26 protein-coding genes are annotated in these 26107 nt (G+C 67.3%); 15 read left to right on the top strand and 11 right to left on the bottom strand.

What is annotated here, in order from left to right; all coding sequences use genetic code 11:
* Positions 1–5 precede the first annotated feature (5 nt).
* From K3U96_RS03730 to K3U96_RS03745, 4 genes are all read right to left on the bottom strand, one after another.
* Entirely contained in the window at positions 6–1358 is a 1353-nt protein-coding gene (locus tag K3U96_RS03730) for a lanosterol 14-alpha demethylase (RefSeq protein WP_069405311.1), read from the bottom strand.
* Entirely contained in the window at positions 1355–2179 is an 825-nt protein-coding gene (locus K3U96_RS03735) for an SDR family oxidoreductase (protein WP_069405310.1), read from the bottom strand. Before K3U96_RS03735 ends, K3U96_RS03730 begins: the two co-directional genes overlap by 4 nt.
* A gap of 10 nt (positions 2180–2189) precedes the next feature.
* The gene (locus K3U96_RS03740; RefSeq protein ID WP_434085132.1) at positions 2190–3401 is read right to left on the bottom strand and encodes a cytochrome P450; all 1212 of its coding nucleotides are present in this window, start codon (positions 3399–3401) and stop codon (positions 2190–2192) included.
* Between the two features lie 70 nt (positions 3402–3471).
* Complete coding sequence (locus K3U96_RS03745; RefSeq protein ID WP_069405308.1) at positions 3472–4080, bottom strand: TetR family transcriptional regulator; 609 nt, start codon at positions 4078–4080, stop codon at positions 3472–3474.
* Positions 4081–4221: 141 nt separating this feature from the next.
* Between K3U96_RS03745 and K3U96_RS03750 the strand changes: the two genes are divergently transcribed.
* The 6 genes from K3U96_RS03750 (at position 4222) to K3U96_RS03775 (ending at position 9754) form a co-directional block, all read left to right on the top strand.
* Positions 4222–5688, top strand: a complete 1467-nt coding sequence (locus K3U96_RS03750) for an aldehyde dehydrogenase (protein WP_220692117.1) — start codon at positions 4222–4224, stop codon at positions 5686–5688.
* An 85-nt stretch (positions 5689–5773) separates the two neighbouring features.
* Positions 5774–6538 carry an SDR family oxidoreductase gene (locus K3U96_RS03755; RefSeq protein WP_220692118.1) on the top strand — a complete coding sequence of 255 codons (765 nt, stop codon included), beginning with the start codon at positions 5774–5776 and terminating at the stop codon, positions 6536–6538.
* Complete coding sequence (locus tag K3U96_RS03760; protein ID WP_069405305.1) at positions 6535–7383, top strand: NAD(P)-dependent oxidoreductase; 849 nt, start codon at positions 6535–6537, stop codon at positions 7381–7383. The genes K3U96_RS03755 and K3U96_RS03760 overlap by 4 nt, the downstream gene beginning before the upstream one ends.
* A 4-nt stretch (positions 7384–7387) precedes the next feature.
* Positions 7388–7831 carry a carboxymuconolactone decarboxylase family protein gene (locus K3U96_RS03765; RefSeq protein ID WP_069405304.1) on the top strand — a complete coding sequence of 148 codons (444 nt, stop codon included), beginning with the start codon at positions 7388–7390 and terminating at the stop codon, positions 7829–7831.
* Positions 7821–9047 (top strand): hypothetical protein, encoded by a 1227-nt coding sequence (locus K3U96_RS03770; protein WP_220692119.1) that lies wholly within the window; start codon positions 7821–7823, stop codon positions 9045–9047. The genes K3U96_RS03765 and K3U96_RS03770 overlap by 11 nt, the downstream gene beginning before the upstream one ends.
* 44 nt (positions 9048–9091) lie before the next feature.
* The gene (locus K3U96_RS03775) at positions 9092–9754 is read left to right on the top strand and encodes a DUF5642 family protein (RefSeq protein WP_220692120.1); all 663 of its coding nucleotides are present in this window, start codon (positions 9092–9094) and stop codon (positions 9752–9754) included.
* A gap of 1 nt (position 9755) precedes the next feature.
* On the opposite strand, the gene K3U96_RS03780 is transcribed toward K3U96_RS03775, so the two are convergent.
* From K3U96_RS03780 to K3U96_RS03790, 3 genes are read right to left on the bottom strand one after another with little or no spacing between them, the layout of a single operon-like run.
* A complete protein-coding gene (locus K3U96_RS03780; RefSeq protein WP_220692121.1) occupies positions 9756–10571 on the bottom strand; it encodes an EspA/EspE family type VII secretion system effector in 816 nt (271 codons plus the stop codon).
* Between the two features lie 44 nt (positions 10572–10615).
* Positions 10616–11212, bottom strand: a complete 597-nt coding sequence (locus K3U96_RS03785) for a TetR/AcrR family transcriptional regulator (protein WP_069405300.1) — start codon at positions 11210–11212, stop codon at positions 10616–10618.
* A gap of 26 nt (positions 11213–11238) precedes the next feature.
* Complete coding sequence (locus K3U96_RS03790) at positions 11239–12468, bottom strand: cytochrome P450 (protein ID WP_069405299.1); 1230 nt, start codon at positions 12466–12468, stop codon at positions 11239–11241.
* A gap of 63 nt (positions 12469–12531) precedes the next feature.
* Between K3U96_RS03790 and purD the strand changes: the two genes are divergently transcribed.
* Complete coding sequence (gene purD / locus K3U96_RS03795) at positions 12532–13800, top strand: phosphoribosylamine--glycine ligase (protein WP_220693384.1); 1269 nt, start codon at positions 12532–12534, stop codon at positions 13798–13800.
* A gap of 11 nt (positions 13801–13811) precedes the next feature.
* Here purD and K3U96_RS03800 read toward each other — a convergent pair whose 3' ends face one another.
* A complete protein-coding gene (locus K3U96_RS03800; RefSeq protein ID WP_069405320.1) occupies positions 13812–14633 on the bottom strand; it encodes an alpha/beta hydrolase-fold protein in 822 nt (273 codons plus the stop codon).
* A gap of 96 nt (positions 14634–14729) precedes the next feature.
* Between K3U96_RS03800 and K3U96_RS03805 the strand changes: the two genes are divergently transcribed.
* From K3U96_RS03805 to K3U96_RS03830, 6 genes are read left to right on the top strand one after another with little or no spacing between them, the layout of a single operon-like run.
* Positions 14730–15353, top strand: a complete 624-nt coding sequence (locus tag K3U96_RS03805; protein ID WP_069405298.1) for a TetR/AcrR family transcriptional regulator — start codon at positions 14730–14732, stop codon at positions 15351–15353.
* Between the two features lie 20 nt (positions 15354–15373).
* Positions 15374–16798, top strand: a complete 1425-nt coding sequence (locus K3U96_RS03810) for an APC family permease (RefSeq protein WP_220692122.1) — start codon at positions 15374–15376, stop codon at positions 16796–16798.
* A 33-nt stretch (positions 16799–16831) separates the two neighbouring features.
* Positions 16832–18259, top strand: coding sequence for an adenylosuccinate lyase (purB, locus tag K3U96_RS03815; protein WP_220692123.1), 1428 nt, complete (start codon positions 16832–16834; stop codon positions 18257–18259).
* Positions 18256–19494 carry a cytochrome P450 gene (locus tag K3U96_RS03820; protein ID WP_220692124.1) on the top strand — a complete coding sequence of 413 codons (1239 nt, stop codon included), beginning with the start codon at positions 18256–18258 and terminating at the stop codon, positions 19492–19494. The genes purB and K3U96_RS03820 overlap by 4 nt, the downstream gene beginning before the upstream one ends.
* Positions 19491–20468, top strand: coding sequence for a tellurite resistance/C4-dicarboxylate transporter family protein (locus tag K3U96_RS03825; RefSeq protein WP_268928466.1), 978 nt, complete (start codon positions 19491–19493; stop codon positions 20466–20468). The genes K3U96_RS03820 and K3U96_RS03825 overlap by 4 nt, the downstream gene beginning before the upstream one ends.
* On the top strand, positions 20455–21024 hold the full coding sequence (locus tag K3U96_RS03830) for a DUF1707 SHOCT-like domain-containing protein (RefSeq protein ID WP_220692125.1): 570 nt from the start codon (positions 20455–20457) through the stop codon (positions 21022–21024). Before K3U96_RS03825 ends, K3U96_RS03830 begins: the two co-directional genes overlap by 14 nt.
* On the opposite strand, the gene K3U96_RS03835 is transcribed toward K3U96_RS03830, so the two are convergent.
* Positions 21021–21875, bottom strand: coding sequence for an endonuclease domain-containing protein (locus K3U96_RS03835; RefSeq protein ID WP_220692126.1), 855 nt, complete (start codon positions 21873–21875; stop codon positions 21021–21023). The two genes, K3U96_RS03830 and K3U96_RS03835, sit on opposite strands and share 4 nt — an antisense overlap.
* Before the next feature lie 98 nt (positions 21876–21973).
* A complete protein-coding gene (locus K3U96_RS03840) occupies positions 21974–22585 on the bottom strand; it encodes a hypothetical protein (RefSeq protein WP_220692127.1) in 612 nt (203 codons plus the stop codon).
* 30 nt (positions 22586–22615) lie between these two features.
* Between K3U96_RS03840 and K3U96_RS03845 the strand changes: the two genes are divergently transcribed.
* The gene (locus tag K3U96_RS03845; protein ID WP_220692128.1) at positions 22616–23521 is read left to right on the top strand and encodes a phosphoribosylaminoimidazolesuccinocarboxamide synthase; all 906 of its coding nucleotides are present in this window, start codon (positions 22616–22618) and stop codon (positions 23519–23521) included.
* Entirely contained in the window at positions 23518–25626 is a 2109-nt protein-coding gene (locus tag K3U96_RS03850; protein ID WP_220692129.1) for a S9 family peptidase, read from the top strand. Before K3U96_RS03845 ends, K3U96_RS03850 begins: the two co-directional genes overlap by 4 nt.
* Here the strand turns inward: K3U96_RS03850 and K3U96_RS03855 are convergent.
* Positions 25582–26034: a DoxX family protein gene (locus tag K3U96_RS03855; RefSeq protein ID WP_220692130.1), complete on the bottom strand. Its 453-nt coding sequence runs from the start codon at positions 26032–26034 to the stop codon at positions 25582–25584. The two genes, K3U96_RS03850 and K3U96_RS03855, sit on opposite strands and share 45 nt — an antisense overlap.
* Positions 26035–26107 lie beyond the last annotated feature (73 nt).

Raw genomic sequence — 26107 nt, forward strand, 5'->3', positions numbered from 1 at the left:
CTCTCCTATGCCCGCCGCTTGCGGTAGCGGGCCCGGGCGGGGCGCTGCAGCTGCACGACCATCTTGGAGTGGTCGTTGCGGTAGGTGTCTGCCGGTTGGGCCATCTCGAACTCATACTCGCGCAGCAGAACGGAGAAGATGGCCTTGATCTGCATCTGGGCGAATGCCGCGCCGACGCAGCGGTGCCTGCCCGCACCGAACGGGATCCACGTCCACCGGTTGACGATGTCGGCCTGCTCGGGCTTGTTGTAGCGCTCCGGCTTGAACTCGTCGGGGTCGGGGAAGTCCTCGCGGATCCGGTTGCTGATGGCAGGCGAGGCCGCGACGAAGTCACCCTTGTGAATCGGGAAGCCCGCCACCTCGAACTCGCCCTGGGCTACCCGCATCAGGATGATCAGCGGCGGATGCAGCCGCAGCGTCTCCTTGACGACGTTGTCCAGCAACGGAATCTGGCGCAACGCGTGGAAGCTGACCTCTTGGCCGTCGGCGTAGAGCTCGTCAAGTTCCTTTTGCACCTCGGCGTAGACCTCGGGGTGGCGGATCATCTCGATCAGCGTCCACGCCGAGGTGCCCGAGCTGGTGTGGTGGCCGGCGAACATCAGCGAGATGAACATGCCGGTGACCTCGTCCGCGGAGAACCGGGCGTTACCGTCCTCGTCCTTGATCGACACCAGCACGTCGAGCATGTCGCGGTCGGACTTGTCCTTGGGCGGGTTGGTCAGCCGCTGGTCCATGATCTCCTGCACCAGCCCAACGAGTTTCACCCGCGCCTCGTCGCGGCGCTGGAAGCTCTCGATCGGCAGGTAGGGGTCGACGTAGCACAGCGGGTCGGTGCCGCGCTCGAGGTCGTGGTAGTACTCGGCGAACCGGTGGTCGAGCTGGTTGCGGAACTTCAGCCCGATCAGACACGCGGTCGAGGTGTAGATGGTCAGCTCGGCGAAGAAGTCCAGCAGCTCGATCTCGCCTTCGTCGCCCCAGTCGGCGATCATCTTGCGGACTTCACCCTCGATGGTGACCGCGTGGCCCTTCATGTGTTCACCGCGAAGCGCCGAGTTGTGCAGCATCTCCTTGCGCCGCTCGGGGCTGGCGTCGAACACCACGCCCTTGCCGAAGATCGGCGTCATGAACGGATAGGCCTCGGCCTGATCCAGATCCTCGTCGGCCGAACGGAAGAAGAACTCGTTGGCCTCCGCGCCGGACAGCAGGATGACGTGCTTGTCGACGAGCTGGAACCAGCCCACGTCACCGCATTCGTCGCGGACGCGCTGCATCAACCCGATCGGATCGGTGCGGAACTCCTCGAGGTGTCCGTGTTCTTCTTCACCGCCCGATACCCGGGGCACGATCGCGGTAGTCATCCTGGCATCCCCTCTTCGCCCAGCGCGAGTTTCTGACGGTCGGTGTTGTCGGCCAACGGGGCTTCGGGCTGAAGCTCCATGTTCGCGATGAACCCGCCGCGTGGCGTCTCGGCCACGAACGTGATGGCGCGCGCCAGGTCCGCTGCCCGCAGGAAGTAGTCGTGGCGGGCCTGCCCCCATTTGGCCCAATCTTCAAGTGCCGGACCGATCTTCTCGGCGGGCAGGCTCCAGCCCATGCTGGTCTTGGTCGGACCCGGGTGCACCAGCGACGCGCGCACACCGGTGCCCTCCAGTTCCATCTGCAGGTTGTTGACCATGGCCACCAGGCCGGCCTTGGCGGCGCCGTAGGCGCCCATATGGGGGCGCTGGCGCAGCGCGACGTCGGAGCCCACGAAGATCAGGTCGCCGCGCCGGCGTTCGATCATCCCGGGCAGCACCGCGGTGGCCAACCGGTTGGCGCCGATCAGATGGATCTGCAGCTGCGACTCGAACTCGTCGGTGCTGATCTCGTACAGCTTGCCGAAATAGGTGTCACCCGCGCCGGCGACCAGCACCTCGATCTCACCGAGCGCCTCAACGGACTGGGCGACAAACGATTTGACCGAGTCGGGATCGGTGACGTCGAGATGGAACCCGACGGCCTCACCGCCGTCGGCGCGGATCCTGGCGACCAGTTCGTCGAGCTTCTCGACGCGACGTGCGCCGACGGCGACGGGGAAACCGCGCGCCGCGAGCTGCAGTGCGGTGGCCTCTCCGATTCCCGACGACGCGCCGGCCACGATGGCGGGACGACGGTCCGGAAGTGGATCGAAGCGTGGCATGTGAACGACCTCAGTTGATTTCCAGTGTGATGGGCAGGTGGGCGAACCCGCGGACGTTGCTCGAGTGGACGCGGACGGCACCGGCCTCGTCGACCTCGTACCGGCGGATCCGTTTCAACAGTTCGGTCAGCGCCACCCGTGCTTCCATCCGGGCCAGATGCGCACCGAGGCAGAAGTGGGCGCCGCTGCCGAAACTGAGGAGCTTGGCGCCGATGTCGCGGCCGATCAGAAACCTGTCGGGTTCGTCGAACACCCGCTCGTCGCGATGCCCCGATCCCGGCAACAGCAGCACGACGTCGCCGTCGGGGATCTTGGTGTCGTACAGGGTGAGATCGCCGACCACCGTCCGCGCCAGGATCTGGCTGGAGGTGTCATAGCGCAACGTCTCTTCCACCCACAGCGGCACCCGCTCGAGATCGGCGTAGACCGGGACGAGTTGGTCGGGGTTCTTGTGGCCCCAGAATGCGGCGTTGGCAAGCAGTTTGGTGGTGGTCTCGTTGCCCGCGATGACCATCAGGAACATGAACCCGAGCACCTCGTCGTCGGTGAGCCGGTCACCGTCGATCTCGGCCTCGAGCAGGGCGGTGGTGAGGTCGTCGGTGGGCTTCCTGCGGCGCTCGGCGACCATGCCCTGGTAGTAGACGATGAGGTTGATCGAGGCGTCTACGGCCGCAGGCGGCACGTCGGTGACGCCGTCGTCGCGGTGCATGACGTCGTCGGCCCATCCACGTACCTGGTCGCGGTCGGGCTCGGGCACGCCCATCAGCTCGGAGATGACGTCCATGGGCAGCTTGCCCGCGAATTCCTCGACGTAGTCGACGGTTCCGGACTGGGCCTTCTCCAACATGGTGTCCAGGTGCTGCACCGCGATCTCGGTGACCCGGGGCTCGAGCTCGCGGATGCGGCGCGGGGTGAAGCCCTTGGAGACCAGGGTGCGCAGCCGCAGGTGGGCGGGGTCGTCCATGGCCAGAAACGACATGGTCTTCGCCGCGTGGGGGCCGCGCGATGCCGGGTCCAGCGACACCCCGTACTTGTTGGACAGCGTGGTGCTGTTGCGGAAGCCCTGCAGCACGTCGGTGTGCCGCGACAGCGCCCAGAACCCGATCTCGTCGTTGCGGTACAGCGGCGCCTCGTCGCGCAGCCGCTGGTAATAGGGGTACGGGTCTTCGTGGAAGTCGTAGTCGTACGGGTCCAGTACCAAATCGCTGGTCGGGACTGTCACTGTTGTTCTCCCAGGCTCATCTAGGGATCCTCCCCGAGGCTTCATCTATGGATCCTCTCCGAGGCTTCATCTATGGATCCTCTCCGAGGATCAGGCCCACCACGTAGCTGAGGCGGTCGGCGATCTGGCGATAGGTGAAGGCGCCGCTGCCGGCGTTGACCAGAGCGCCGAAGAACGTCATCTCCAACGCCGACAGCATGCGCGGATCGGCGTCGGGGCCCATCGCCGAGCGGATGCGGCGAAGGATCTCCGCGCCGATGCGTTCGCGCACGCTGCGCACCGAGGGGTCGTTACCGCCCAGCAGGGCCGTCGTGCAGGCGGCGGCGACCTCGGGTTCGTCGGCGACCATCAGCGCCATGCTGCGCAGCGTCTTCTCCACCCGCACCAGGCGGCTTTCGTTGACGTCGGTGAAATACGGCACCTGCCGCATCAGGTCCAGATAGACCTCGGCGATCAGGTGGTTCTTGGACGAGAAGTAGGTGTAGGCCGTTGCGGGTGCGACCTTGGCGCGGGCGGCGACGGCGCGAACCGTCAGGTCGGCGTAGGAGGATTCGCGCAGCATCTCCATCCCCGCGGCGAGCACCTTGCGGAAGGTTTCCTCCTGGCGCCGGTTGCGTGGCGTCTCACCGGAAGCCGCGGATTGCGGGCCGGTGATCGCAACCGCTGGATCGCTGGACACGTGTCCAAGCTATCCGATGAACGCATTCTTGGGCAAGCATGCAGGTAGAAGAAAGCATGCTTGCCAGGTGCCGCGCTGTGGCACTATGGTTCGACTGATAAATTCCGGACAGTTGTCCAGTAGCGTTCGATCGGAGGCCGGATGGCACTGCTAGCCAATCGCGAGAGCCAACTGTTCGTCGACGGCAAGCTCGTCGCCGGTAGTGCCGGGACGTTCCCGACGGTCAACCCCGCCACCGAGGAGGTGCTCGGCGTCGCTGCCGACGCGAACGCCGACGACATGGGCCGCGCGATCGAGGCGGCGCGCCGGGCGTTCGACGACACCGACTGGTCGACGAACACCGAGTTGCGGGTGCGCTGTGTGCGTCAGTTGCAGGAAGCGCTGACCAACCACGTTGAGGAACTGCGCGACATCACGATCGCCGAGGTCGGTGCGCCGCGGATGCTGACCTCGGCCGCCCAGCTCGAGGGACCGGTCGCCGACCTGAGCTTCTGCGCCGACACCGCCGAGAACTACGAGTGGACAACCGATCTCGGCATCGCTTCGCCGATGGGTATCAAAACCCGCCGGACGATCACCCGTGAGGCGGTCGGCGTGGTGGGTGCCATCACGCCGTGGAACTTCCCGCATCAGATCAACCTCGCCAAGCTCGGCCCGGCGCTGGCGGCCGGCAACACCATAATCCTCAAACCGGCCCCGGACACCCCGTGGTGCGCGGCCGTGCTCGGAGAGCTCATCGCCGAGCACACCGATATTCCGCCGGGGGTGGTCAACATCGTCACCTCGAGTGACCACGGCGTAGGCGCGCTGCTGTCCAAAGACCCACGCGTGGACATGGTTTCGTTCACCGGCTCGACGGTGACCGGGCGAGCCGTGATGGCCGACGGCTCGGCCACGCTCAAGAAGGTGTTCTTGGAACTCGGCGGCAAGTCGGCGTTCGTGGTACTCGACGACGCAGATCTGGCGGGCGCGTGCTCGATGTCGGCGTTCACCGCGTCGATGCACGCCGGCCAGGGATGTGCGATCACCACCCGGCTGCTGGTGCCCCGGGCCCGCTACGACGAGGCCGTCGATGCCGCCGCGGCGACGATGGCCGGGCTCAAACCCGGCGACCCCAACGACGCCGGAACCATTTGCGGACCGCTGATTTCGGCGCGTCAGCGTGACCGGGTTCAGGGCTATCTCGATTCGGCGGTCGCGGAGGGCGGCCGGTTCGCCGCGGGCGGTGGCCGACCCGCCGACCGCGACACCGGGTTCTTCATCGAGCCCACCGTCATCGCCGGCTTGGACAACACCGCCAAGGTCGCGCGCGAGGAGATCTTCGGCCCCGTGCTCACGGTCATCGCCCACGACGGCGACGACGACGCCGTGCGCATCGCCAACGACTCGCCCTACGGCCTGTCCGGCACCGTGTTCTCCCCGGACGTCGAGCGCGCCAACCGCGTGGCGGCCCGGCTGCGCGTCGGCACGGTGAACGTCAACGGCGGCGTCTGGTACTCGGCTGACATGCCGTTCGGCGGATACAAGCAGTCCGGCATCGGCCGGGAGATGGGATTGGCCGGCTTCGAGGAATACCTGGAGATCAAGGCCATCGCTACGGCGGTGTGACGATCGCGCCGAACGTGGGTTACCCGCACGCAAAACGTCGCGAAGCGTGACACAACCCCACATTCGGCAACGAGGAAGGAACACGATGGGGCTCTACGAGGACCAGTTCAAGGACAAGGTCGCGATCGTCACCGGATCCGGCGGCGGCATCGGCCAAGTGTATGCCGAGGCGCTCGCGCGGGAAGGCGCCGCGGTGGTGGTGGCCGACATCAACGCCGAGGCCGCCGAGGCGGTGGCCAAGCAGATCAGCGCCGACGGGGGCACCGCGATCAGCGTGCCCGTGGACGTGTCGGACATCGACTCGGCCAAGGCGATGGCCGACCGCACGCTCGCGGAGTTCGGCGGCATCGACTACCTGGTCAACAACGCCGCGATCTTCGGCGGCATGAAGCTGGACTTCCTGATCACCGTCGACTGGGACTACTACAAGAAGTTCATGAGCGTGAACATGGACGGCGCGCTGGTGTGCACGCGCGCGGTCTACAAGAAGATGGCCAAACGCGGGGGCGGCGCGATCGTCAACCAGTCCTCGACCGCGGCCTGGCTGTACGCGAATTTCTACGGGCTGGCCAAGGTCGGCGTCAACGGCCTGACCCAACAGTTGGCCACCGAACTCGGCGGCATGAACATCCGCATCAACGCCATCGCGCCGGGACCGATCGACACCGAGGCCAACCGCACCACCACGCCGCAGGAGATGGTCGCCGACATCGTGAAGGGAATTCCGTTGTCGCGCATGGGCCAGACCGACGATCTGGTCGGCATGTGCCTGTTTCTGCTCTCCGATCAGGCCAAGTGGATCACCGGCCAGATCTTCAACGTCGACGGCGGACAGATCATCCGATCATGACCGACCTCACGTTGGGTTACATCGGGCTGGGTAACCAGGGAGCGCCGATGGCGAAGCGGCTCGTCGACTGGCCCGGTGGGCTCATCGTCTTCGACGTCCGCACGGAGGCGATGACCCCGCTGGCGGAATTGGGCGCGACGCTCGCCGACAGCGTCGCCGACGTGGCGCGCGCCGAGGTCATCAGCGTCACGGTGCTCAACGACGAGCAGGTGCGCGACGTGGTGGGGCAGCTTGCCGAACGTGCGCAGCCGGGCACCGTCATCGCCATCCACTCGACGATCGAGCCGGATACCGCGCGGGATTTAGCTGAAAGCCTGCGGCCCAAGGGAATCCATATCGTGGACGCCCCGGTCAGCGGCGGTGCCGGCGCGGCCGACAACGGCGAGCTTGCCGTGATGGTCGGCGCCGACGAAGAGGCGTACGCCATGGTCAAGCCGGTGTTCAAAAAGTGGGCATCGCTTGTGGTCCGCGCGGGGGAGCCGGGGGCAGGCACCCGAATGAAGCTGGCGCGCAACATGTTGACGTTCACCGGGTTCGCCGCAGCGTGCGAGGCGCAGAAACTGGCAGAAGCGGCAGGCATCGATCTGCAGAAGCTCGGCCGGGTGGTGCGGCACAGCGATGCGCAGAGTGGCGGCCCCGGCGCCATCATGTACCGCGACGACACCAAGCCGCTGACCCCCGACCACTTTCTGCACGACATGTTCATCCACACCCGTGGACTCGGGGAGAAGGATCTGCGCTTGGCGCTCGGTCTCGGCCAGGCCACCGGTGTGGACCTGCCGCTTGCCGAGGTGGCCCTGAAGAATCTGGCCGCCGGGCTCGGCGTGCCGCACACGAAGGAGTAACACCGTGGACGAACAGCGCCGCAAGGGCCTCGAGAAGATGAACGAGGTGTACGGCTGGGAGATGCCCAACATCGAAGGCGACGAGTACTTCGACCTGACCGTCGACCATCTCTTCGGCTCGATCTGGACGCGTCCGGGGTTGTCGATGCGCGATAAGCGCATCATGACGCTGACCGTTGTGACGGCGCTGGGCGACCAGGCGCTGGCCGAGATCCAGACCAACGCTGCGCTGCACAACGGGGAACTCACCGTGAGCGAACTCAAGGAGATGGCCGTTTTCCTCACGCATTATCTGGGCTTTCCGCTCGGCTCGAAGCTGGACGGTGTCGTAGCGAAGGTGGCCAAACAGCGTAAGAAGGCCGAAGAAAAGGGCCGGGGCGAGGATAAGAAGGCCAACGTGAACGCGGCGCTGAAGATGCACTCGGGAAGCGATCTGGATGACAAGTAGATACGCCGAGCTGTCCCGGGATCAGCTGGCCACGCTGGTTCCCGAGCTGCTGCTGATCGGCCAGATGATCGACCGGTCCGGAATGGCATGGTGCATCAGCAATTTCGGCCGCGAAGAGATGCTGCAGATTGCGATCGAGGAGTGGATGGGCGCCAGCCCGATCTACACCAGGCGGATGCAGAAGGCGCTGCGCTACGAGGGTGACGACGTCGTCACGATCTTCAAGGGCCTGCAGCTCGACATCGGTGCGCCGCCGCAGTTCATGGATTTCCGCTACACCGTTTACGACCGCTGGCACGGCGAGTTCCAGCTCGACCACTGCGGTGCGTTGCTCGACGTCGAACCGATGGGCGAGGACTACGTGCGCGGCATGTGCCACGACATCGAGGACCCCACCTTCGACGCGACCGCGGTCGCCACTAACCGCCGGGCGCAGATCCGGCCGATCCATCGGCCGCCGCGCGAACCCGCCGACCGTGAGCCGCACTGCGCGTGGTCGGTGATCATCGACGAGTCCTACCCGCCGGTCGACGACCACCCCGTGCTCGACGTGGTACGCCGCACTCGGGCCGCCCGAATCGAACTCGATCCGATCGACCCCGATGACGACGGCGAGTCGGACTACTCGGGCCCGCTGGTCTCAGACCTGGACTTCTCGGCGTTCTCGCATTCGGCGTTGGTGCGTATGGCCGACGAAATATGCCTGCAGATGCACCTGCTGAACCTGTCGTTCGTGATCGCCGTCGGCAAGCGCGCGGGCACCAACGCCGAACTGGCCACCGAGATCTGCACCAAGCAGCTCATCGGCGTTGCCGGTCTGGGCGCCGAACGTATCCACCAGGCGCTGGGACTGCCCGGCGGTATCGAGGGGGCGCTGCGGGTGCTGAAGGTGCATCCACTGCTGAACCCGACCGCGTACGTCGACGCCGAGTTCGGACCGGACGTCGTGCACGTGCGACGGTCGGCCGCGCACGAGGACGGCGCCTGGGCAGCGCTGGTGACGCCGGACGAGAAGCGCCCGGTACAGGCGATCGTCGCCGCCGTCGACCCGCATCTCGACGTGGAAATCGCTGGCAGCCAGCAGGACTGGACGGCACGCATCGTGAAGACCGATACGGCTGCCAAGGAGTTCTCCGAGGTGGCGGTGGCCAAGATCAGCGGCGGCGCGACGTTCGCGTTCCAGCCGCGCAAGTCGCTGCCGCTCACCGTGCTCTGAATTTCGTGCGGTGTAGGTGCCGGCGCCGCGCTTAGGCTGACGTCATGCATTGGCACCGGGGCGCCGTGGCACTGCTGGTGTGGTCGTGCGCCGTAGTGGTCGGTTGTGCGTCTGAGACGTCGGTGCAAGAACCCGCCGCCGACATCGACCTTTCGCGCCTCAACGAGATCCGCGGCGACTTCCCGCCGGGTTTCGAACCCGAAGGGCTCTCGGTGCCGGAGCGGCGGACCGCCCAACAGGCAGCGCTCGTCGGCGACACCGTCGGCAACGGCCGACCGTTCACGGTCGAGCCGCCACAGTGCCGCCCGCTGCTCGAACCGGTCCGGGGCCGAGCCGGCGCCGACCGAATCGGCGTCGGCGCCCAAGGACCGGACAGCCAGGTCATCACCGTCAGCGTGACGGACCCGGTCACGGTACCCGCAGGCCTGCCGTCCACGGGCTGTGAGCGGGTGGCGTTCCATGTCCGAAGTGACATCCGCACGGTCGGTACGGCCACACCGCTGACCGCGCCTGGTATCGACGGCGCCGCCACCAGCGCCATCAAGGTCGCTATCGACGGGATCGACTACGTCGAGTACTTCTATGTCGCGATCCTCGACGGCCGCGTCTTTACCCAGGTGCGGGCGCGGGTCAATCCTGAGTTCGCCGCGGAGCCACTTATTTCCGATCTTCTGACCAAGGCCGTCGCCGCGATAGGTGGCCGGTGAGCTACCGCGGATTGCCGTAATTCGGATCGGGCACCCACACGCCCGATCCCGGGATGAGTTCGATCTCCCACGGCTGCCCGAGACTGCCCCGACCGCGATCCACGATGTCGTTGAGGTCCACCGGCGCCTCGGGCGGACTCTTCGGGAACGTGGGGCTGCCCGGGTCCGGTATCCAGGTGCCTGATCCCGGCACCAGCTCCTTGTAACCGGGTGGACCGTAGGTACTTTCATCGTTGGGGTCGAACGGCGCGAGCTGCACGATGTCGGCCAGATCGAGCGCGGTCTCGGGGACGTCCTTGTCGTCTTGCCCGTTGCCCATCAGGCTCACCGGCGTGCGGTCCCCACCCAGCTCCGCATACTCGCCTCCGAGCGCGCGGATTCGCCCGGCGATCGCCGACAGGTCGGCGTGCGAGCGCTCGATGATCTCCGCGACGTCGCCGACGCCCTTGCGGACCACTGGCCAGGTCATCTGCTCGCTGGGTGCGGTGGCCGCGGCGTCGAGCACCCACTGTTTGACGGCGTCGAGGTCGCGGCGACCGGCGGCCACGACGGCCGCGGAGCGGTCCACCTCGGCCGCCAGCCGCCGGTCCAGATCGGCCATCGCGCCAAGAGTCCGGCCCTGGCGCAGGTTCTCATCGGCATACGTGTCGGCTGCCGCGCCGGTCCAGTCCGAGGCAGGCGCAGCCGATTCCACGTCGCCCTGCAGCGACCGCAACCGCGCGCTCGCATCGAAGTCCGCACCGGCCTGCGGATTCCCCTCACCGAACGTGGCGCGGGCACGCGACCACGTCGCCAGAAAACCGTCCACCGCGCCCACGGCCACAAGTCTATGACCGGGGCAACCCCGCACCGCGCATCAAATCACTGCCCCGGCAGTGCCGCCCCCACCCATCGACGCAGGTAGTCGCGAAGCTCGATGCCCTGCCGGGGTGGGCGGCCCGGATCGATGACGAACGATTGGATGATCCGCAGCAGGTGCTCGGCCAGGTCGTCGAGGTCGTCGTCGTCGAAGCCCAGCCCGGACCAGTCGACGTCGAACCGGCGCAGCATCGAGTCGGCGAATTGCAGCGCCACGTCGGAGGTCACCGTCTGGCTGAATGCGCTGGCTCTGCCGGGCATGAGCAGGAGGCCGATGTGCTTGTCCTTGGGGATCCACTCCAGCGCGGTGGCGATTCCCTCGGCAACCGCCTCCCGCGGGTCGGTGAGCCCGTGCAGGTGCTCGGCCAGCCGGTCGAGGAAGTCGGTGGCCGCGCGTTGCGCCGAGGCCTGCAGCAGGGCGTCGGTGCTCGGGAAATATCGGTACACCGTCTGCCGCGTCACGCCCAGCGTCCTGGCGACGTCGGCGATGGAAAAGTCCGCGCCGCGCGCGTCGATGGCCTTGCCTGCGGCGTCGAGGATCCGGCCTATCGCCTCGTCGTCGGTCGCTGGCGCCGAACCGGACCAACCGTGGGTGCGCACGGCAAAATCCTACTCAGCCAGCCCAATCAACCAGAGTAGGATACCTGCAGGTTCTTGACCCCGTTGAGCCAGCCCGAGCGAAGACGTTGCGGTTCAGACAGTTTGGCGATGTCGGGGATCTGCTCGGCGATCTCGTTGAAGATCAGCTGGATCTCCATGCGGGCCAGATTCGCCCCGATGCAGTAATGCGCGCCGTTGCCCCCAAAGCCCAGATGCGGGTTGGGGTCGCGGCTGATGTTGAACTCGAACGGCGAGTCGAACACCGACTCGTCGTAGTTGGCCGAGCTGTAGAACAGGCCGGCACGCTGACCCTCGCGAATCGTCACGCCACCGAGTTCGATGTCCTGCAACGCTGTTCGCTGGAAGCAGTGCACCGGCGTGGCCCACCGCACGATCTCGTCCGCCGTCGTCTCTGGTCGCTCACGCTTGAACAGCTCCCACTGGTCGGGGTGCTCGAAGAACGCGTTCATCCCGTGGGTCATCGCGTTGCGTGTGGTCTCGTTGCCCGCGACCGCCAGCAGGATAACGAAGAACGCGAACTCGACATCCTCCATCGATTCTCCGTCGATATCGGCCTCGACGAGCCGGGTGACGATGTCGTCGGCCGGGCAGCGGCGGCGTTCCTCGGCCATCGCGTAGGCGTAGCCCATCAGCTCGGCGTTGGCGGCCGCGTAATCGCTTTCGAAGTCGGGGTCGTCGGTGTTCATGATGGAGTTGGTCCACCGGAACAACTTCTCGCGGTCGGTCTCCGGAACGCCGATCAAGTCGGCGATCGCCTGCAGCGGCAAACCCATCGCGATGTCGTCGACGAAGTTGCCGCTTTCCTTTTCCTTTGCCGCGGCGACGATCTCACGGGCGACGAGGGCGAGCTTGCCTTCCAGCCCGGCCACCGCCCGCGGGGTGAACAGCCGAGACACGATCTTGCGCAGCCGGGTGTGCTCGGGTGCGTCGTGGTTGATCAGCAGCGCCTTGGTCAGCTCCAGCTGTTCGGCGTCGGTGCCCTCGGGCAGTCGCATGACGACACCCTTGCGGTTGGTCGACCACCGATCGCTGTCGCGTGAGATGGCCTTGATGTCCTCGTGGCGGCTGATCACCCAGTAGCCGCCGTCGTCGAAGATCGACTCCGCCTGCTCGTTCCACCACACCGGCGCGGTCTTGCGCAGCTCGGCGAACTCGCTGACGGGTATGCCCTTGAGCAGGAGGTCGGGGTCGGTGAAGTCCCATCCCGGCGAAAACGGGCATGTGCTCTGCGTCATAAACCGACCATACAGTGTGGTGTCAAGTGTATGGCCGAGGGCGAGCGTTTAGAGTTGGCGCTTGTGCGTGTGCTGGTGATCGGCTCCGGAGCCCGTGAACATGCGTTGCTGCTCGCGCTGCGCCGCGACCCGGAGGTCGAGGCACTGGCCATCGCCCCGGGAAACGCGGGCACCGCGGCGATCGCCCAGCAGCACGACGTCGACATCACCTCCGGGGAGGCAGTCGCCAAGTTGGCCCGGCAGATCGGCGCCGACCTGGTGGTCATCGGTCCCGAGGTGCCGCTGGTGCTCGGCGTGGCCGACGCCGTGCGCGCCGCGGGGATCGCCTGCTTCGGACCGACCAGGGACGCCGCACGCATCGAGGGGTCCAAGGCGTTCGCCAAAGACGTGATGGCCGCTGCCGGGGTGCGCACCGCGCGCAGCGAGATCGTCGACAACCCGGCGCGGCTGGACGCAGCACTCGACCGCTTCGGGCCACCGGGCGGCGAGGCGGCCTGGGTGGTCAAGGACGACGGGCTGGCCGCCGGCAAGGGCGTGGTGGTGACCACCGACCGCGACGTGGCCCGCGCGCACGCCGCCAGCCTGCTCGACGCCGGACATCCGGTGCTGCTCGAATCGTTTCTCGACGGTCCCGAGGTGTCACTGTTCTGCGTCGTCGACGGTGAGACCGTGGTTCCGCTGTTGGCCGCCCAGGACTTCAAGCGCGTCGGCAACAACGACACCGGACCCAACACCGGCGGGATGGGCGCCTATGCGCCGCTGCCGTGGCTGCCCGCAGACGTCGCGGACCGGATCGTCGACGAGATCGTGAAACCTGTTGCCGCCGAGCTGGTGCGTCGAGGTAGTTCGTTTTCCGGATTGCTTTACGCCGGGCTCGCGATCACGTCACAGGGTCCGGCGGTCGTCGAATTCAACTGCCGCTTCGGCGATCCGGAGACACAGTCGGTGCTGGCACTGCTGGACAGCCCGCTGGGGCAGCTGCTGCGCGCCGCCGCGACCGGCACGCTGGCCCGGCTGCGGCCGCTGAAATGGCGCGACGGCGCCGCGGTGACGGTCGTGCTGGCCGCGGAGAACTATCCCAGCCGGCCCCGGGTGGGCGACGTCATCACCGGATCCGAGGCCGACGGTGTGCTGCACGCGGGCACCGCCCGCCGCGACGACGGCGCGGTCGTCTCCTGCGGCGGCCGGGTGCTGTCGGTGGTGGGAACCGGGTCCGATCTGGCCGCGGCCCGCGCCGCCGCGTACGCGTTGATCGAATCGATCCGGTTGCCGGGCAGCCATTTTCGCAGCGATATCGGGCTGGCCGCCGCCGAGGGTCGCATCAGCGTTTAACGCGCAGGATGTCAGGCGGTCAGCAGCGGCGCGATCCAGGTCAGCTCGGCGGGCAGCTGCGAACTCCAGAACCCGCCGTCGTGCCCGCCGGGCGAAAAGCCGCCCGCAGGTGGGGTGGGCAGTTGGGCGATGAACTGTTTGGTGGCTGCGTAGAACGGATCGCTGTTGCCGCAGTCGATCCGGATCGGTATCCGGCCGAGGTCCGGCAGCCCCCACACGCTGTTGGCCGCGTAGTCCGCGGCGCCGTCGAACGCGCCGGGCGCCGCCGCGCCCGGGGACGTCCACAATGCCGGGCTCACCGCGCAGATGGCCGCGGTGCGGGCCGGCCCCAGCCTGCCACCGAGCAGCAGCGCGCCGTACCCACCCATCGACCAGCCCAGGAACGCCACCCGGGAGGGGTCCAGGCCCTGCTCACCCAGCATCGGGATGAGCTCGTCGAGCACCATCGCGCCGGAGTCCTCACCGGATGCGCGCTTGTGCCAGTAGCTTCCGCCGCCGTCGACGGCCACGACCGCGAATGGCGGCAGTCCCGCCGCCACGGCCTGAGCCAAGCCCTGCTCCACCCCGCCGGCCATCACGGTCGCCGCGTCGCTGCCCTTACCGTGCAGCGCGATGATCGGGCGCAGCGGTCCGGTCTGTCCTGGCGGGCGGGCGATCGCCCAGTTGGTCCTCATCCCGCCGCGCGCCGCCGAGACGAACGACCCTTCGACGTAGGTCGGCGCGGCGCGCACGGCCGGTGGACGGGAGAACGCGGCCAGCCCGGCGGCCACGCCTGTCACACCGACACCCACACGCAGCAGCGCGCGTCGGCTGAGTTCGGGCATGGCGGCCATCATGCCACCGCCGCGGGTTCGGTATTCGCCCGAGTTATCTGAGTAAAGCCTGTTGATTGGTCGAAAGCGCAATGGGAGACCCGCCCGACTGGCAGCATGCTAGAGGTGACAGCAGCAGTCACTCCTAAGGGAGAACGTCGGCGGTGCGCGCTGGTCAGCGCGGCTGCCGATCTGCTGTGCGAAGGGGGCTTCGACGCGGTCCGGCACCGCGCGGTGGCCCGTCGCGCCGGGCTGCCGTTGGCGTCGACGACGTACTACTTCTCGTCGTTGGACGACCTGATCGCCAAGGCCGTCGAGCACGTCGGTGAACGCGAGACCGAGCAGTTGCGGGCCCGGGTGGCGATGCTGCCGCGACGCCGTCGCGGCGCCGAGTCGACAGCGGCCATCCTGGTCGACCTGCTCGTCGACGACGCGGTCGGCCAGCGGGTCAGCGAGCAGTTGATCTCCCGCTACGAGCGCTACATCGCGTGCGCGCGCCAACCGATGCTGCGCGACATCCAACGACAGATTCTGCGGCAACGCACCGACGCCGTCATCGAGGTCATCGAACGGTCCGGACGGTCGGTGCGCGCCGAGTACCTGACGGCGTTGGTCAACGCTGTCGACGGTGCGGTGGTGGCTGCGCTCGTCGGCGACGGCGACGGCCCGCGCGCATCAGCACGCGCCACGCTCATCGATGTGATCGACGTGCTGGCGCCGGTCGACGAGCGAATAGCGTAGCGGCGGGCCCAGGAAAGGCGATGGGCACTCCGGACACCGCGAGCCAGGAGCCGGAACTACGGCGAGTGATGGGCCCAGGCCTGTTGCTGCTCTTCGTCGTGGGCGACATCCTGGGCACCGGGGTCTACGCGCTGACTGGTGACGTCGCAGGCGAAGTCGGTGGCGCAGCGTGGCTTCCGTTTCTGGTCGCGTTCCTCATCGCGACCATCACCGCGTTCAGCTACCTGGAGCTGGTGACCAAGTATCCGCAGGCCGCCGGCGCTGCGCTGTACGTGCACAAGGCTTTTGGCATCCAGTTCGTCACGTTCCTGGTGGCGTTCGTGGTGATGTGTTCGGGTATCACCTCGGCGTCCACCGCGTCGCGCTTCTTCGCCGCCAACTTCGACACCGGGTTCGGGCTGGGGTGGGGCAAGTTCGGGATCGCCGTCATCGCACTGCTGTTCATGGCGCTGCTGGCGATGGTGAACCTGCGCGGTGTCGGCGAGAGCGTGAAACTCAACGTCGTGCTGACCATCGTCGAGGCGACCGGCCTGATGCTGGTGCTCTTCGTCGGTTTGTGGGCGTTCACCCGCGGGCTCGACGTCGACTTCAGCCGGGTGATCGCGTTCGACACCGCGACGGACAAGAACGCGTTCATGGCCGTCACCGCGGCGACGTCGTTGGCGTTCTTCGCGATGGTGGGTTTCGAGGACTCGGTGAACATGGCCGAGGAAACCAAGGATCCGGTGAACACCTTCCCCAAGGTGTTGCTTTCGGGTCTGACGATCGCCGGGATCGTCTACATCCTGGTGTCGATCGTGGCGGTGGCCCTGGTGCCGGTGGGGACGCTGGCCGAAAGTGACACCCCGTTGGTGGAGGTCGTCAAGGCCGGTGCGCCCAACCTGCCGATCGAAGAGATCTTTCCGTTCATCTCGATGTTCGCGGTGTCCAACACCGCGTTGATCAACATGCTGATGGCCAGCCGGTTGATCTACGGCATGGCGCGTCAGCACGTGCTGCCACCGGTGCTCGGGACGGTGCATCCGCGCACCCGCACCCCGTGGGTGGCGATCGTGTTCACCACGCTGATCGCGTTCGGGCTGATCGTCTACGTGTCGGCGTTCGCCAGTTCGACCGCCATATCGGTGCTCGGCGGCACCACGTCGCTGTTGTTGCTCGCGGTGTTCGCGATGGTCAACGTCGCGGTATTGGTGTTGCGGCACGACGTGCGCGCCGGCGGTAAACATTTCCGGACGCCGACGGCGCTGCCGGTGATCGGGTTCGTCGTGTCGCTGTATCTCGTGACGCCGTTGTCGGGTCGGCCCGTTCAGCAGTACATCGTGGCGTTGGCTCTGGTCGGGGTCGGGATCGTGCTGTTCTTGATCACGATGTTGATCAACCGCCGCGTCGGCGTCCGCGACGCCGGCCTGTTCGACGAGGCGCACCTGACCGACGCGCCGGACTAGGCCGCTAAGCCCCGAACCGTAAGCTGTGTGGTTGTGACGATCCCGAATGTGCTGGCCAACCGGTACGCCAGCGAGGAGATGGTGGCCATCTGGTCACCGGAGGCCAAGATCGTCGCGGAGCGCCGACTCTGGCTGGCGGTGCTGCGCGCGCAGATAGAACTGGGCATCACGGGCACAGCGGTGCCCTCCTCGGTGCTCGCCGACTACGAGCGGGTGCTCGAGGAGGTCGACCTGTCGTCGATCGCGGCGCGTGAACGGGTGCTGCGCCACGACGTCAAGGCGCGCATCGAGGAGTTCAACGCGCTCGCCGGCCACGAGCATGTGCACAAGGGCATGACGAGCCGCGACCTCACCGAGAACGTCGAGCAGTTGCAGATCCGCCGCTCGCTGGAACTGGTGCATTCACACGGCGTCGCGGTGGTGGCCCGGCTGGCCGAGCGCGCGATCAGCTACCGCGACCTGGTGATGGCCGGCCGCAGCCACAACGTCGCGGCGCAGGCCACCACGCTGGGCAAGCGGTTCGCCTCGGCCGCCGAAGAGATGCTGCTCGCGCTGCAACGGCTGCGTGCGCTGATCGACCGCTATCCCCTGCGCGGTATCAAGGGCCCGATGGGCACCGCGCAGGACATGCTCGACTTGTTCGGCGGGGACACCTCCCGGCTGGCCGACCTGGAGCGCCGGGTCGCCGAATTCCTGGACTTCACAGAGCTTTTCAGCAGTATCGGCCAGGTGTATCCGCGGTCGCTGGACCACGACGTGGTCTCGGCGCTGGTGCAGGTGGGCGCGGGCCCGTCCTCGCTGGCGCACACCATCCGGTTGATGGCCGGACACGAGCTGGTGACCGAAGGGTTCGCCCCGGGGCAGGTCGGCTCGTCGGCCATGCCGCACAAGATGAACACCCGATCGTGTGAGCGGGTGAACGGGTTGCAGGTGGTGCTGCGCGGCTACGCCTCGATGGCCGCCGAACTGGCGGGCGCGCAATGGAACGAGGGCGACGTGTTCTGCTCGGTGGTGCGCCGGGTGGCGCTGCCCGACGCCTTCTTCGCCGTCGACGGGCAGACCGAGACGTTCTTGACGGTGCTCGACGAGTTCGGTGCCTATCCCGCCGTGATTCAGCGTGAGCTCGACCGCTACCTGCCGTTCTTGGCCACCACCCGGATCCTGATCGCCGCGGTGCGCGCAGGCATGGGGCGTGAGTCCGCCCACGAGGTGATCAAGGAACACGCCGTCGCCGTCGCGCTCGCCATGCGGGAGAAGGGATCCGAACCCGACCTGCTCGACCGGCTCGCCGCCGATCCGCGGCTGCCGCTGGACCGGCCGGCCCTCGACGCGGCGCTCGCCGACAAACAGGCGTTCACCGGGGCGGCCGGTGACCAGGTGGACCGGGTCGTCGAGGCGGTCGACGAATTGGTCAGCCGCTACCCCGAAGCGGCCAAGTACACCTCGGGTGCCATCCTGTGACCTCGACATCGGCGTTGACCCGGATCGACTTCACCGATCTGGACAACTTCGCCGACGGCTTTCCGCACGAGCTGTTCGCGGTGCACCGTCGTGAGGCACCGGTGTACTGGCATGAACCGACCGAACACACCCCCGACGGCGAAGGCTTCTGGTCGGTGGCCACCCATGCCGAAACCTTTGCCGTGCTTCGTGATCCGGTGACATATTCGTCGGTGACCGGCGGTTACCGGCCCTACGGCGGCACGCTGCTGCAGGATCTGTCGATCGCCGGCCAGGTGCTCAACATGATGGACGACCCGCGGCATTCCGAGGTCCGGCGGCTGGTCAGTTCCGGTCTGACCCCGCGGATGATCCGACGCGTCGAAGACGATCTGCGCGCCAGGGCGCGGCGGCTGCTGGACGCGGTGGTGCCCGGTGAACCGTTCGACTTCCTGGTCGACATCGCCGCCGAGCTGCCGATGCAGATGATCTGCATACTGCTGGGAGTTCCCGAGTCCGAACGGCATTGGCTGTTTCGTGCCATCGAGCCGCAGTTCGACTTCGGTACGGCCCGCAGGGCCGAACTGGGGCAGGTCGGGCCGATGTCGGTGGAGGAAGCCGGCGCCAAGATGTACACCTACGGCCAGGAACTGATCGCGGCCAAGCGTGCCGAGCCGACCGACGACATGCTGTCGGTCGTCGCGAACGCCACCCTGGACGAGGGGTTGTCGGATCTGGAGCTGTATCTGTTTTTCAGCCTGCTGTTCAGCGCCGGCGCCGAGACGACCCGCAACGCGGTGGCAGGCGGCCTGCTCGCGTTGATCGACCACCCCGACCAACTCGCGGCGCTGTGCGCCGATCTGGACCAGTTGCCGACCGCGGTCGAAGAGATGGTGCGCTGGACGTCGCCGTCGCCGTCGAAGCGGCGCACCGCGACCAGAGCCGCCGAACTCGCAGGCATCGAGATCCGCGCCGGGCAGAAGGTGCAGGTCTGGGACGGCTCGGCAAACCGCGACCCCGCGGTGTTCAGCTCCCCGGACGCCTTCGACATCACCCGTAAGCCCAACCCGCACTTGGGCTTCGGGCACGGTGTGCACTACTGCCTGGGGGCCAACCTGGCCCGGCTCGAACTTCGGGTGCTGTTCGAGGAGCTGTTGACCCGGTTCTCGTCGGCGCGGCTGGTCAAGCCCGTGGAGTGGACGCGCAGCAACCGGCACACCGGCATCCGGCACCTGGTGGTCGAGCTGCGGGTGTGAAACCGGACGCGTTCGCCGCGGTCATGGCGACCGGCATCGTGTCGATCGCCGCGGCCGACCACGGCTATCCGGCGATCAGCGGCGGGCTGGGTGTGCTGGCCGCCGCCGGGCTGGTGGTCCTGGTCGCACTTGCGGCGATCCGGTGGCCCGGGAAGCCACCGGATATCGCGGACCCCGACGTCACGGTGCGGCTGTTCACGTTCGTCGCCGCATGCGCGGTGCTCGACAACAGGTTCACGTCGATCCCCGGCGTGCTGTGGACGCTCAGCGTGCTCGCCGCGACGGCCTGGCTGGCGCTCAGTGTGCTGCTGGTGCGCAACTTCGCGCGGCGACGGTGGCATGAGTTTCGGGAAAGCGCCCGTGGCGCATGGGAATTGCCCAGCGTCGGCACGTCGGGGCTGGCGATCGTCACCGTCGCGCTTTCGCGTCACACCGGCTGGCATGCGTTGCTGCTGGTCGCCGCCGTGTTGTGGGTGATTGCGCTGGTGGTGTACCTCGTGATGACGTCGTTGATCCTGGCCCGGGCGTTCGCCGCCAGGCTGGACCCCGGTGGGTTCGAACCCGACGCGTGGATCCTGATGGGCGCACTGGCGATCGCGACGCTGGCCGGCGTTCACATCCTCCACGACACCACCGGCGCGCTGGCCGAGGCGGCGCGGCTGATGACCGTCGGGACCTGGGTCGCGGCCACGGCGTGGATTCCGCCGTTGCTGCACTTCGGCGTGCGGCACGCCCGGCAGCCGGAGGCGTTGCGCTTTGCCGGGGTCTGGTGGGCGATGGTGTTCCCGCTCGGCATGTACTCGGTGGCCACCGACACCACTTCGGCGGAAACCGGTTGGTCTGCCCTGTCGGCGATTTCGCATGTGGTGTATTGGATTGCGTTGGGCAGCTGGGCGATCGTGGCGGTCGCAGGGTTGTCGCGGTTGGTCAGCCAGCTGCGGCTGCACCTACCCTCGAGGCATGGACTCAAGTGACGCGTATGTGCGGGTTTCCGACGCCGACCGTGCCCACGTCCGCCAACTGCTCGAGCACGCGGTCGGCCAGGGCCTGCTCACGCTCGACGAGTTCGGTGACCGCGTCGAGAGGGTGTTCACCGCCCGCACCCGCGGTGAGCTGTGTGCCGTGCTGGCCGACCTGCCGCAATCGCCGACGGTGGCACCACACAGCGGTGAACCGATCCGGGGCCGGATGTCGACGATCACGCGGCGCGGACCGTGGACGGTGCCGTCGCACCTGCGGCTGAACACCCGGATGTGTGACACCACGCTGGATTTCACCAACGCCGCGGTGAGCAGCCCGAGCGTCGTGCTGGACGTCGACGATTATTTCAGCTCAACCGAGCTGATCCTGCCCGACGGCGCCACGGCCGATCTCAACGGCGTCGACACGTTCGCGGGCAGCGCCACGTTGAAGGTGCCCTACGGACCGCGCTCGTCGCAGTTGCACCTCGTCGTGCGTGGCCGGGTGCGGTTCGGCTCGGTGACGGCTCGGTATTCCTACGGGCGGGTGTGGCGGCGCATGCTCGGCTAGCGGCACGCGAGCTTGATCTCGGCGAGAACGCGGTCGGGGTGCTCGGTGAGGTCCAGCCACGTGAAGCGCAGCACCTGCCAACCGAGCAGGGCGATCACGTTCTGGCGTCGACGGTCCTTGACGAACGTCTCCGCATCGCTGTGGAAGGCCCATCCGTCGACTTCGATGGCGACCTTCGCGTCCGGGAACGCCACGTCGACCCGGTATCCGCTGACCGGATAGTTGGTCTGCCAGCCGGTGACGCCCGCGCCTTTCAGCAGTTTCACCAGGAGGCGCTCGGCTTCGGAGCGGGCGCCGTCGGATGCGGCGTGCAGCAGGCGTCTGGCGCCCGGCGCACCGTGGCGGCCCTTGTTCCGCAGGTGCACGCGCCACAGCTGGGCCAACTCGACGTCACGCTGCAGCGCGGCGTCCAGAAGTTTGGCGCCGTCCCTGAGTCGGACCGCCGCCTCGATGAGCGTCAGCGGCAGCGCGGTCACCCGTAGCCCGGAGCGCTCGATGATGTCGGCCGGCGCCAGGTCACGCCGCCGCAACCGGGTGCCCGGTCTGCGTCGTCCATTGCCGGTCCGCGGGACCGTCACCTCGACGATCTGCGGGGCATATCTCGTCGCGCCCAGCCACCATGCCGCGGCCAGACCGCTCGCGGTGGCGCGGGAGCCGTAGCTCCACACCGCCGACCGGATGCGCGCGGCGTCGGTGAACTGTCGGTCGTTCGCGAAGTAGACACCTGGCCCGCAGCGTCGCCACCGTCCCGATCGGGCGCGGCGCATGACCGTCTGCGCGCTGAGGCCGATGGTCCGCGCCTGCGCGAGCGTGATGACGCCGTCTTGGCTGCGCAGCAAGTCGTCGAGCACTCAAGTTAGACGTCGCGACACCCCTGAACCGCTCCACTCCCGGCGATTTCGGTGTGAAAACTTTCGTTGAGCGAAAGAAATCACGCCGAAATCGCTGGTTAGCGACGGATGCCGGCCGCCCGCAGCTCCAACGAGGCCAGCCCCCGGATCGCCACCGCGTCGTAGTTGCGCCACGCGCCCACCGGGTCGGTGTGTATCTGCGCCAGCTGGGCCAACGGCCGGTTGGCCAACGCCCGCAGCGCCAGCAACTGTTCGCCCGCGGGGGTGCGCGCCAGCGTGATCGCCGTCCACTTGCGTCGCGCGAAGCGCAGCCGCAACATCAGCCACGGCATCGCGACGAACAGGATCGGCGGGGCGGCGACGGCGATCGCCAGCACCCACGCCAACCACGACGCGGTGGTGTCGAGGCTGTGACCGGCGCCGGCGATGTCGAGGGCGGCCTCGCTGGCCGCGCGCAGCGGCTTGGCCAGGGCATCGCCGACGAACGGCACGTCGTCGGTGCGGCTGCCCGCCGTGTCTAGGTTGTCGGACACGCCGGTGGCGCCGATCTCGACCTGGCGCCCGACCGCGGCGATGGTCGACACCGCCGAGTGGACGGCCGCGCCGACCGACAGCCACACGATGGTCCAGCCAAGCACGACGATATCGCTGAGGAACTGGCCGACGAAGCGCGAGGGCGTCGTGGCGTAGGGGAGAAACCGCGAACTCATGGCGTTGATGCTGCCCGATAGGCTGGCCCGATGCGCCCCGCTCTGTCCGACTACCAACATCTGGCCAGCGGTAAGGTCCGCGAGCTGTACCGCGTCGACGACGAGACGCTGCTGTTCGTCGCCTCCGACCGGATCTCTGCCTATGACTACATCCTGGACTCGCAGATCCCCGACAAGGGCCGCATCCTGACCGCGATGAGCGTGTTCTTCTTCGATTTCCTGAGTCGATCGGCTGACGTGCCCAACCACCTGGCAGGCCCACCCGACGACCCGCGCATTCCCGACGATGTGCTGGGCCGAGCGCTGGTGGTGCAGGAACTCGACATGCTGCCGGTGGAGGCGGTGGCCCGCGGCTACCTCACCGGCTCGGGCCTGATCGACTACCAGAACACCGGCACGCTGTGCGGAATCGCGCTGCCGGCCGGGCTGGCCGAGGCCAGCAAGTTCACCGAACCGCTGTTCACCCCGGCCACCAAAGCCGAACTGGGACAACATGATGAGAACATCTCGTTCGACGCGGTAATCGATCTGATCGGCGCCGAACGGGCCGAGCAGTTACGCGAGCTCACGCTGACGACCTACCGCCAGGGTGCCGATTACGCGCTCACCAAGGGGATCATCGTGGCCGACACCAAGTTCGAGTTCGGCGTGGACGACGACGGCACGCTGCGGTTGGCCGACGAAGTGTTCACCCCCGATTCGAGCAGGTACTGGCGCGCCGACGACTGGCAAGAGGGGGCGGTGCAGCAGAGTTTCGACAAGCAGTTCGTCCGCAACTGGCTCACCAGCGCCGAGTCCGGCTGGGACCGCTACGGTGACAGACCGCCACCGCCGCTGCCCCAGCACATCGTCGACGCGACGCGGGCGCGATACATCGAGGCCTACGAACGTATTTCGGGCCACAAGTTCGACGACTGGATCGGATCTGCCGCGTGAACCCTCCCGAAGCCAAACGCCTCGACCACCGTCGCGAACATCACGGCGACATCTTCATCGACGCCTACGAATGGCTGCGCGACAAGTCCAACCCCGAGGTCATCGAGCACCTCAACGCGGAGAACGCCTACACCGAACACGTCACCGCACACCTGGGGCCGTTGCGGCAGAAGATCTTCGACGAGATCAAGGCCCGCACCAAGGAGACCGACCTGTCCGTGCCGACCCGACGGCTGGACTGGTGGTACTACGGGCGCAGCTTCGAGGGCAAGCAGTACAGCGTGCACTGCCGCTGCCCGGTCGAAAACCCCGACGACTGGACGCCGCCGGTGCTCGACGAAAACACCGAGATCCCCGGTGAGCAGGTGCTGCTCGACGAGAACACCGAGGCCGAGGGCCACGAGTTCTTCGCGCTGGGCGCCGCGTCGGTGAGCCTGGACGGAAGCGTGCTCGCGTATTCCGTGGACGTCAAGGGCGACGAACGTTACACGTTGCGGTTCAAGGACTTACACACCGGACAGCTGTATGACGACGAGATCGTCGGCATCGCCCCCGGGGTGACGTGGGCGGCCGACAACCGCACCGTCTACTACACCACCGTCGACGACGCGTGGCGTCCCGACACCGTGTGGCGGCACCGCATCGGATCCGGGCTGCCCGCCCAACGGGCGTATCACGAACCCGACGAACGGTTCTGGCTCGCGGTGGGCCGGACCCGAAGCGACAAGTACATCCTCATCGCCGCGGGCAGCGCGGTCACCTCCGAGATCCGCTACGCCGACGCCGACGATCCGCAGGCCGAGTTCACCACCGTGTGGCCACGGCGCGAACTCGTCGAGTACTCCGTCGAACACGCCGTCGTCGGCGGGCAGGACCGGTTCCTGATCCTGCACAACGACGGTGCGGAGAACTTCACGCTCGTCGAGGCGCCGGTGGCCGACCCCACCTCGACGCGCACGCTGATCGAGCACCGCGAGGACGTGCGCCTGGACTCGGTGGACGCGTTCGAAGCACATCTGGTGGTCGGCTACCGCAGCGAGGCCCTGCCGAAGATCCAGCTGTGGCCCCTGTACGCCGACGGCGAATACGGCCATCCCCAGGACATCACGTTCGACTCCGAGCTGACGTCGGCGGGTCTGGCGGGCAACCCGAACTGGAGCTCACCGAAGCTGCGGATCGGCGCCACCTCGTTCGTCACCCCCGTGCGGATCTACGACTTCGATCTGCAGACCGGTGAGCGCACCCTGCTGCGCGAGCAGCCGGTGCTCGGCGACTACCGTCCCGAGGACTACGTCGAGCGCCGCGACTGGGCCGTCGCGGCCGACGGCGCCCGGGTACCGATCTCGATCGTGCACCGGATCGGTTTGCAGTACCCGGCGCCGACGCTGCTGTACGGCTACGGCGCCTACGAAATGTGTGAGGATCCGCGGTTCTCCATTGCGCGGCTGTCGCTGCTCGACCGCGGGATGGTGTTCGCGGTCGCACACGTGCGCGGCGGCGGGGAACTCGGCAGGCCGTGGTACGAGCACGGCAAGATGCTGGAGAAGAAGACCACCTTCACCGATTTCATCGCCGTGGCAGAGCATCTGGTGCAGACCGACATCACGCGCCCGGAGAACCTGGTCGCGCACGGTGGAAGCGCAGGCGGCCTGCTGGTGGGCGCGGTGGGCAACATGGCGCCCGAGTCGTTCGCCGGTATCCTCGCCGTGGTGCCGTTCGTCGACCCGCTCACCACCATCCTGGACCCGTCGCTGCCGTTGACCGTCACGGAGTGGGACGAGTGGGGAAATCCGCTGGAGGACAAGGACGTCTACGAGTATATGAAGTCCTACTCGCCCTATGAGAACGTCGCCGCCAAACGGTACCCGAAGATCCTGGCGATGACGTCGCTCAACGACACCAGGGTGTACTATGTGGAGCCGGCGAAATGGGTTGCCGCGCTTCGCTATACCAAGACCGACAGCAATCCGGTCCTGCTGAAGACCGAGATGAACGCAGGTCACGGTGGCATCAGCGGGCGTTACGAACGCTGGAAGGAAGCCGCGTTCCAGTACGCCTGGCTACTGGATGCTGCCAAGGCCGACCACGACGGCGGCGGCGAATAGGAACAGCACCTGCTCGGCGGTGCGCAGGTCCAGCCGGGTCGTCATCGACTTCGGCGGGTTGGGCATCCGCGTCGCGTAGACGTTGGCGGGGAACATCACCAGCATCAGCGCGAACAGGCCCACCGCTGCAGCCACCCGGGTCGGGGGATACAACAGCCCGGCCGCGCCGAGCAGTTCGAGCGCGCCCGTGACGGTCACCAGATGGGCAGGTGCGGGCAGTCGCGGCGGGACGATCGCGATCATGTCGCGGCGCAGCGGGTCGACGAAGTGCGCGACGCCGGTGAGTACGAACATCGCGGCCAGGCCGACGGCGATCGCCGAGGGCCAGCTGTCGACGTAGTCGATCCCCAGCCAACCGGCCAGCCGGGCCGCGAGCGTGCCGAGGATCAGGGTCAGTACCACAGCCATCCCGAACTCCAATCTTGACAGTGACTAGTTCACCATAAGGCGATATCTAGGCACTGTCAAGATTTACTCGGTA

The sequence above is a fragment of the Mycolicibacterium holsaticum DSM 44478 = JCM 12374 genome (assembly GCF_019645835.1).
GTDB classification, from domain to species: domain Bacteria; phylum Actinomycetota; class Actinomycetes; order Mycobacteriales; family Mycobacteriaceae; genus Mycobacterium; species Mycobacterium holsaticum.

Coding starts and splice junctions, on each gene's coding strand:
- K3U96_RS03730 (WP_069405311.1), bottom strand. CDS start 1,358: ATGACTACCGCGATCGTGCCCCGGGTATCGGGCGGTGAAGAAGAACAC.
- K3U96_RS03845 (WP_220692128.1), top strand. CDS start 22,616: ATGCGCCCCGCTCTGTCCGACTACCAACATCTGGCCAGCGGTAAGGTC.
- K3U96_RS03775 (WP_220692120.1), top strand. CDS start 9,092: ATGCATTGGCACCGGGGCGCCGTGGCACTGCTGGTGTGGTCGTGCGCC.
- K3U96_RS03830 (WP_220692125.1), top strand. CDS start 20,455: ATGGACTCAAGTGACGCGTATGTGCGGGTTTCCGACGCCGACCGTGCC.
- K3U96_RS03840 (WP_220692127.1), bottom strand. CDS start 22,585: ATGAGTTCGCGGTTTCTCCCCTACGCCACGACGCCCTCGCGCTTCGTC.
- K3U96_RS03800 (WP_069405320.1), bottom strand. CDS start 14,633: ATGGCCGCCATGCCCGAACTCAGCCGACGCGCGCTGCTGCGTGTGGGT.
- K3U96_RS03750 (WP_220692117.1), top strand. CDS start 4,222: ATGGCACTGCTAGCCAATCGCGAGAGCCAACTGTTCGTCGACGGCAAG.
- K3U96_RS03770 (WP_220692119.1), top strand. CDS start 7,821: ATGACAAGTAGATACGCCGAGCTGTCCCGGGATCAGCTGGCCACGCTG.
- K3U96_RS03735 (WP_069405310.1), bottom strand. CDS start 2,179: ATGCCACGCTTCGATCCACTTCCGGACCGTCGTCCCGCCATCGTGGCC.
- K3U96_RS03810 (WP_220692122.1), top strand. CDS start 15,374: ATGGGCACTCCGGACACCGCGAGCCAGGAGCCGGAACTACGGCGAGTG.
- K3U96_RS03755 (WP_220692118.1), top strand. CDS start 5,774: ATGGGGCTCTACGAGGACCAGTTCAAGGACAAGGTCGCGATCGTCACC.
- K3U96_RS03805 (WP_069405298.1), top strand. CDS start 14,730: ATGCTAGAGGTGACAGCAGCAGTCACTCCTAAGGGAGAACGTCGGCGG.
- K3U96_RS03855 (WP_220692130.1), bottom strand. CDS start 26,034: ATGGCTGTGGTACTGACCCTGATCCTCGGCACGCTCGCGGCCCGGCTG.
- K3U96_RS03790 (WP_069405299.1), bottom strand. CDS start 12,468: ATGACGCAGAGCACATGCCCGTTTTCGCCGGGATGGGACTTCACCGAC.
- K3U96_RS03760 (WP_069405305.1), top strand. CDS start 6,535: ATGACCGACCTCACGTTGGGTTACATCGGGCTGGGTAACCAGGGAGCG.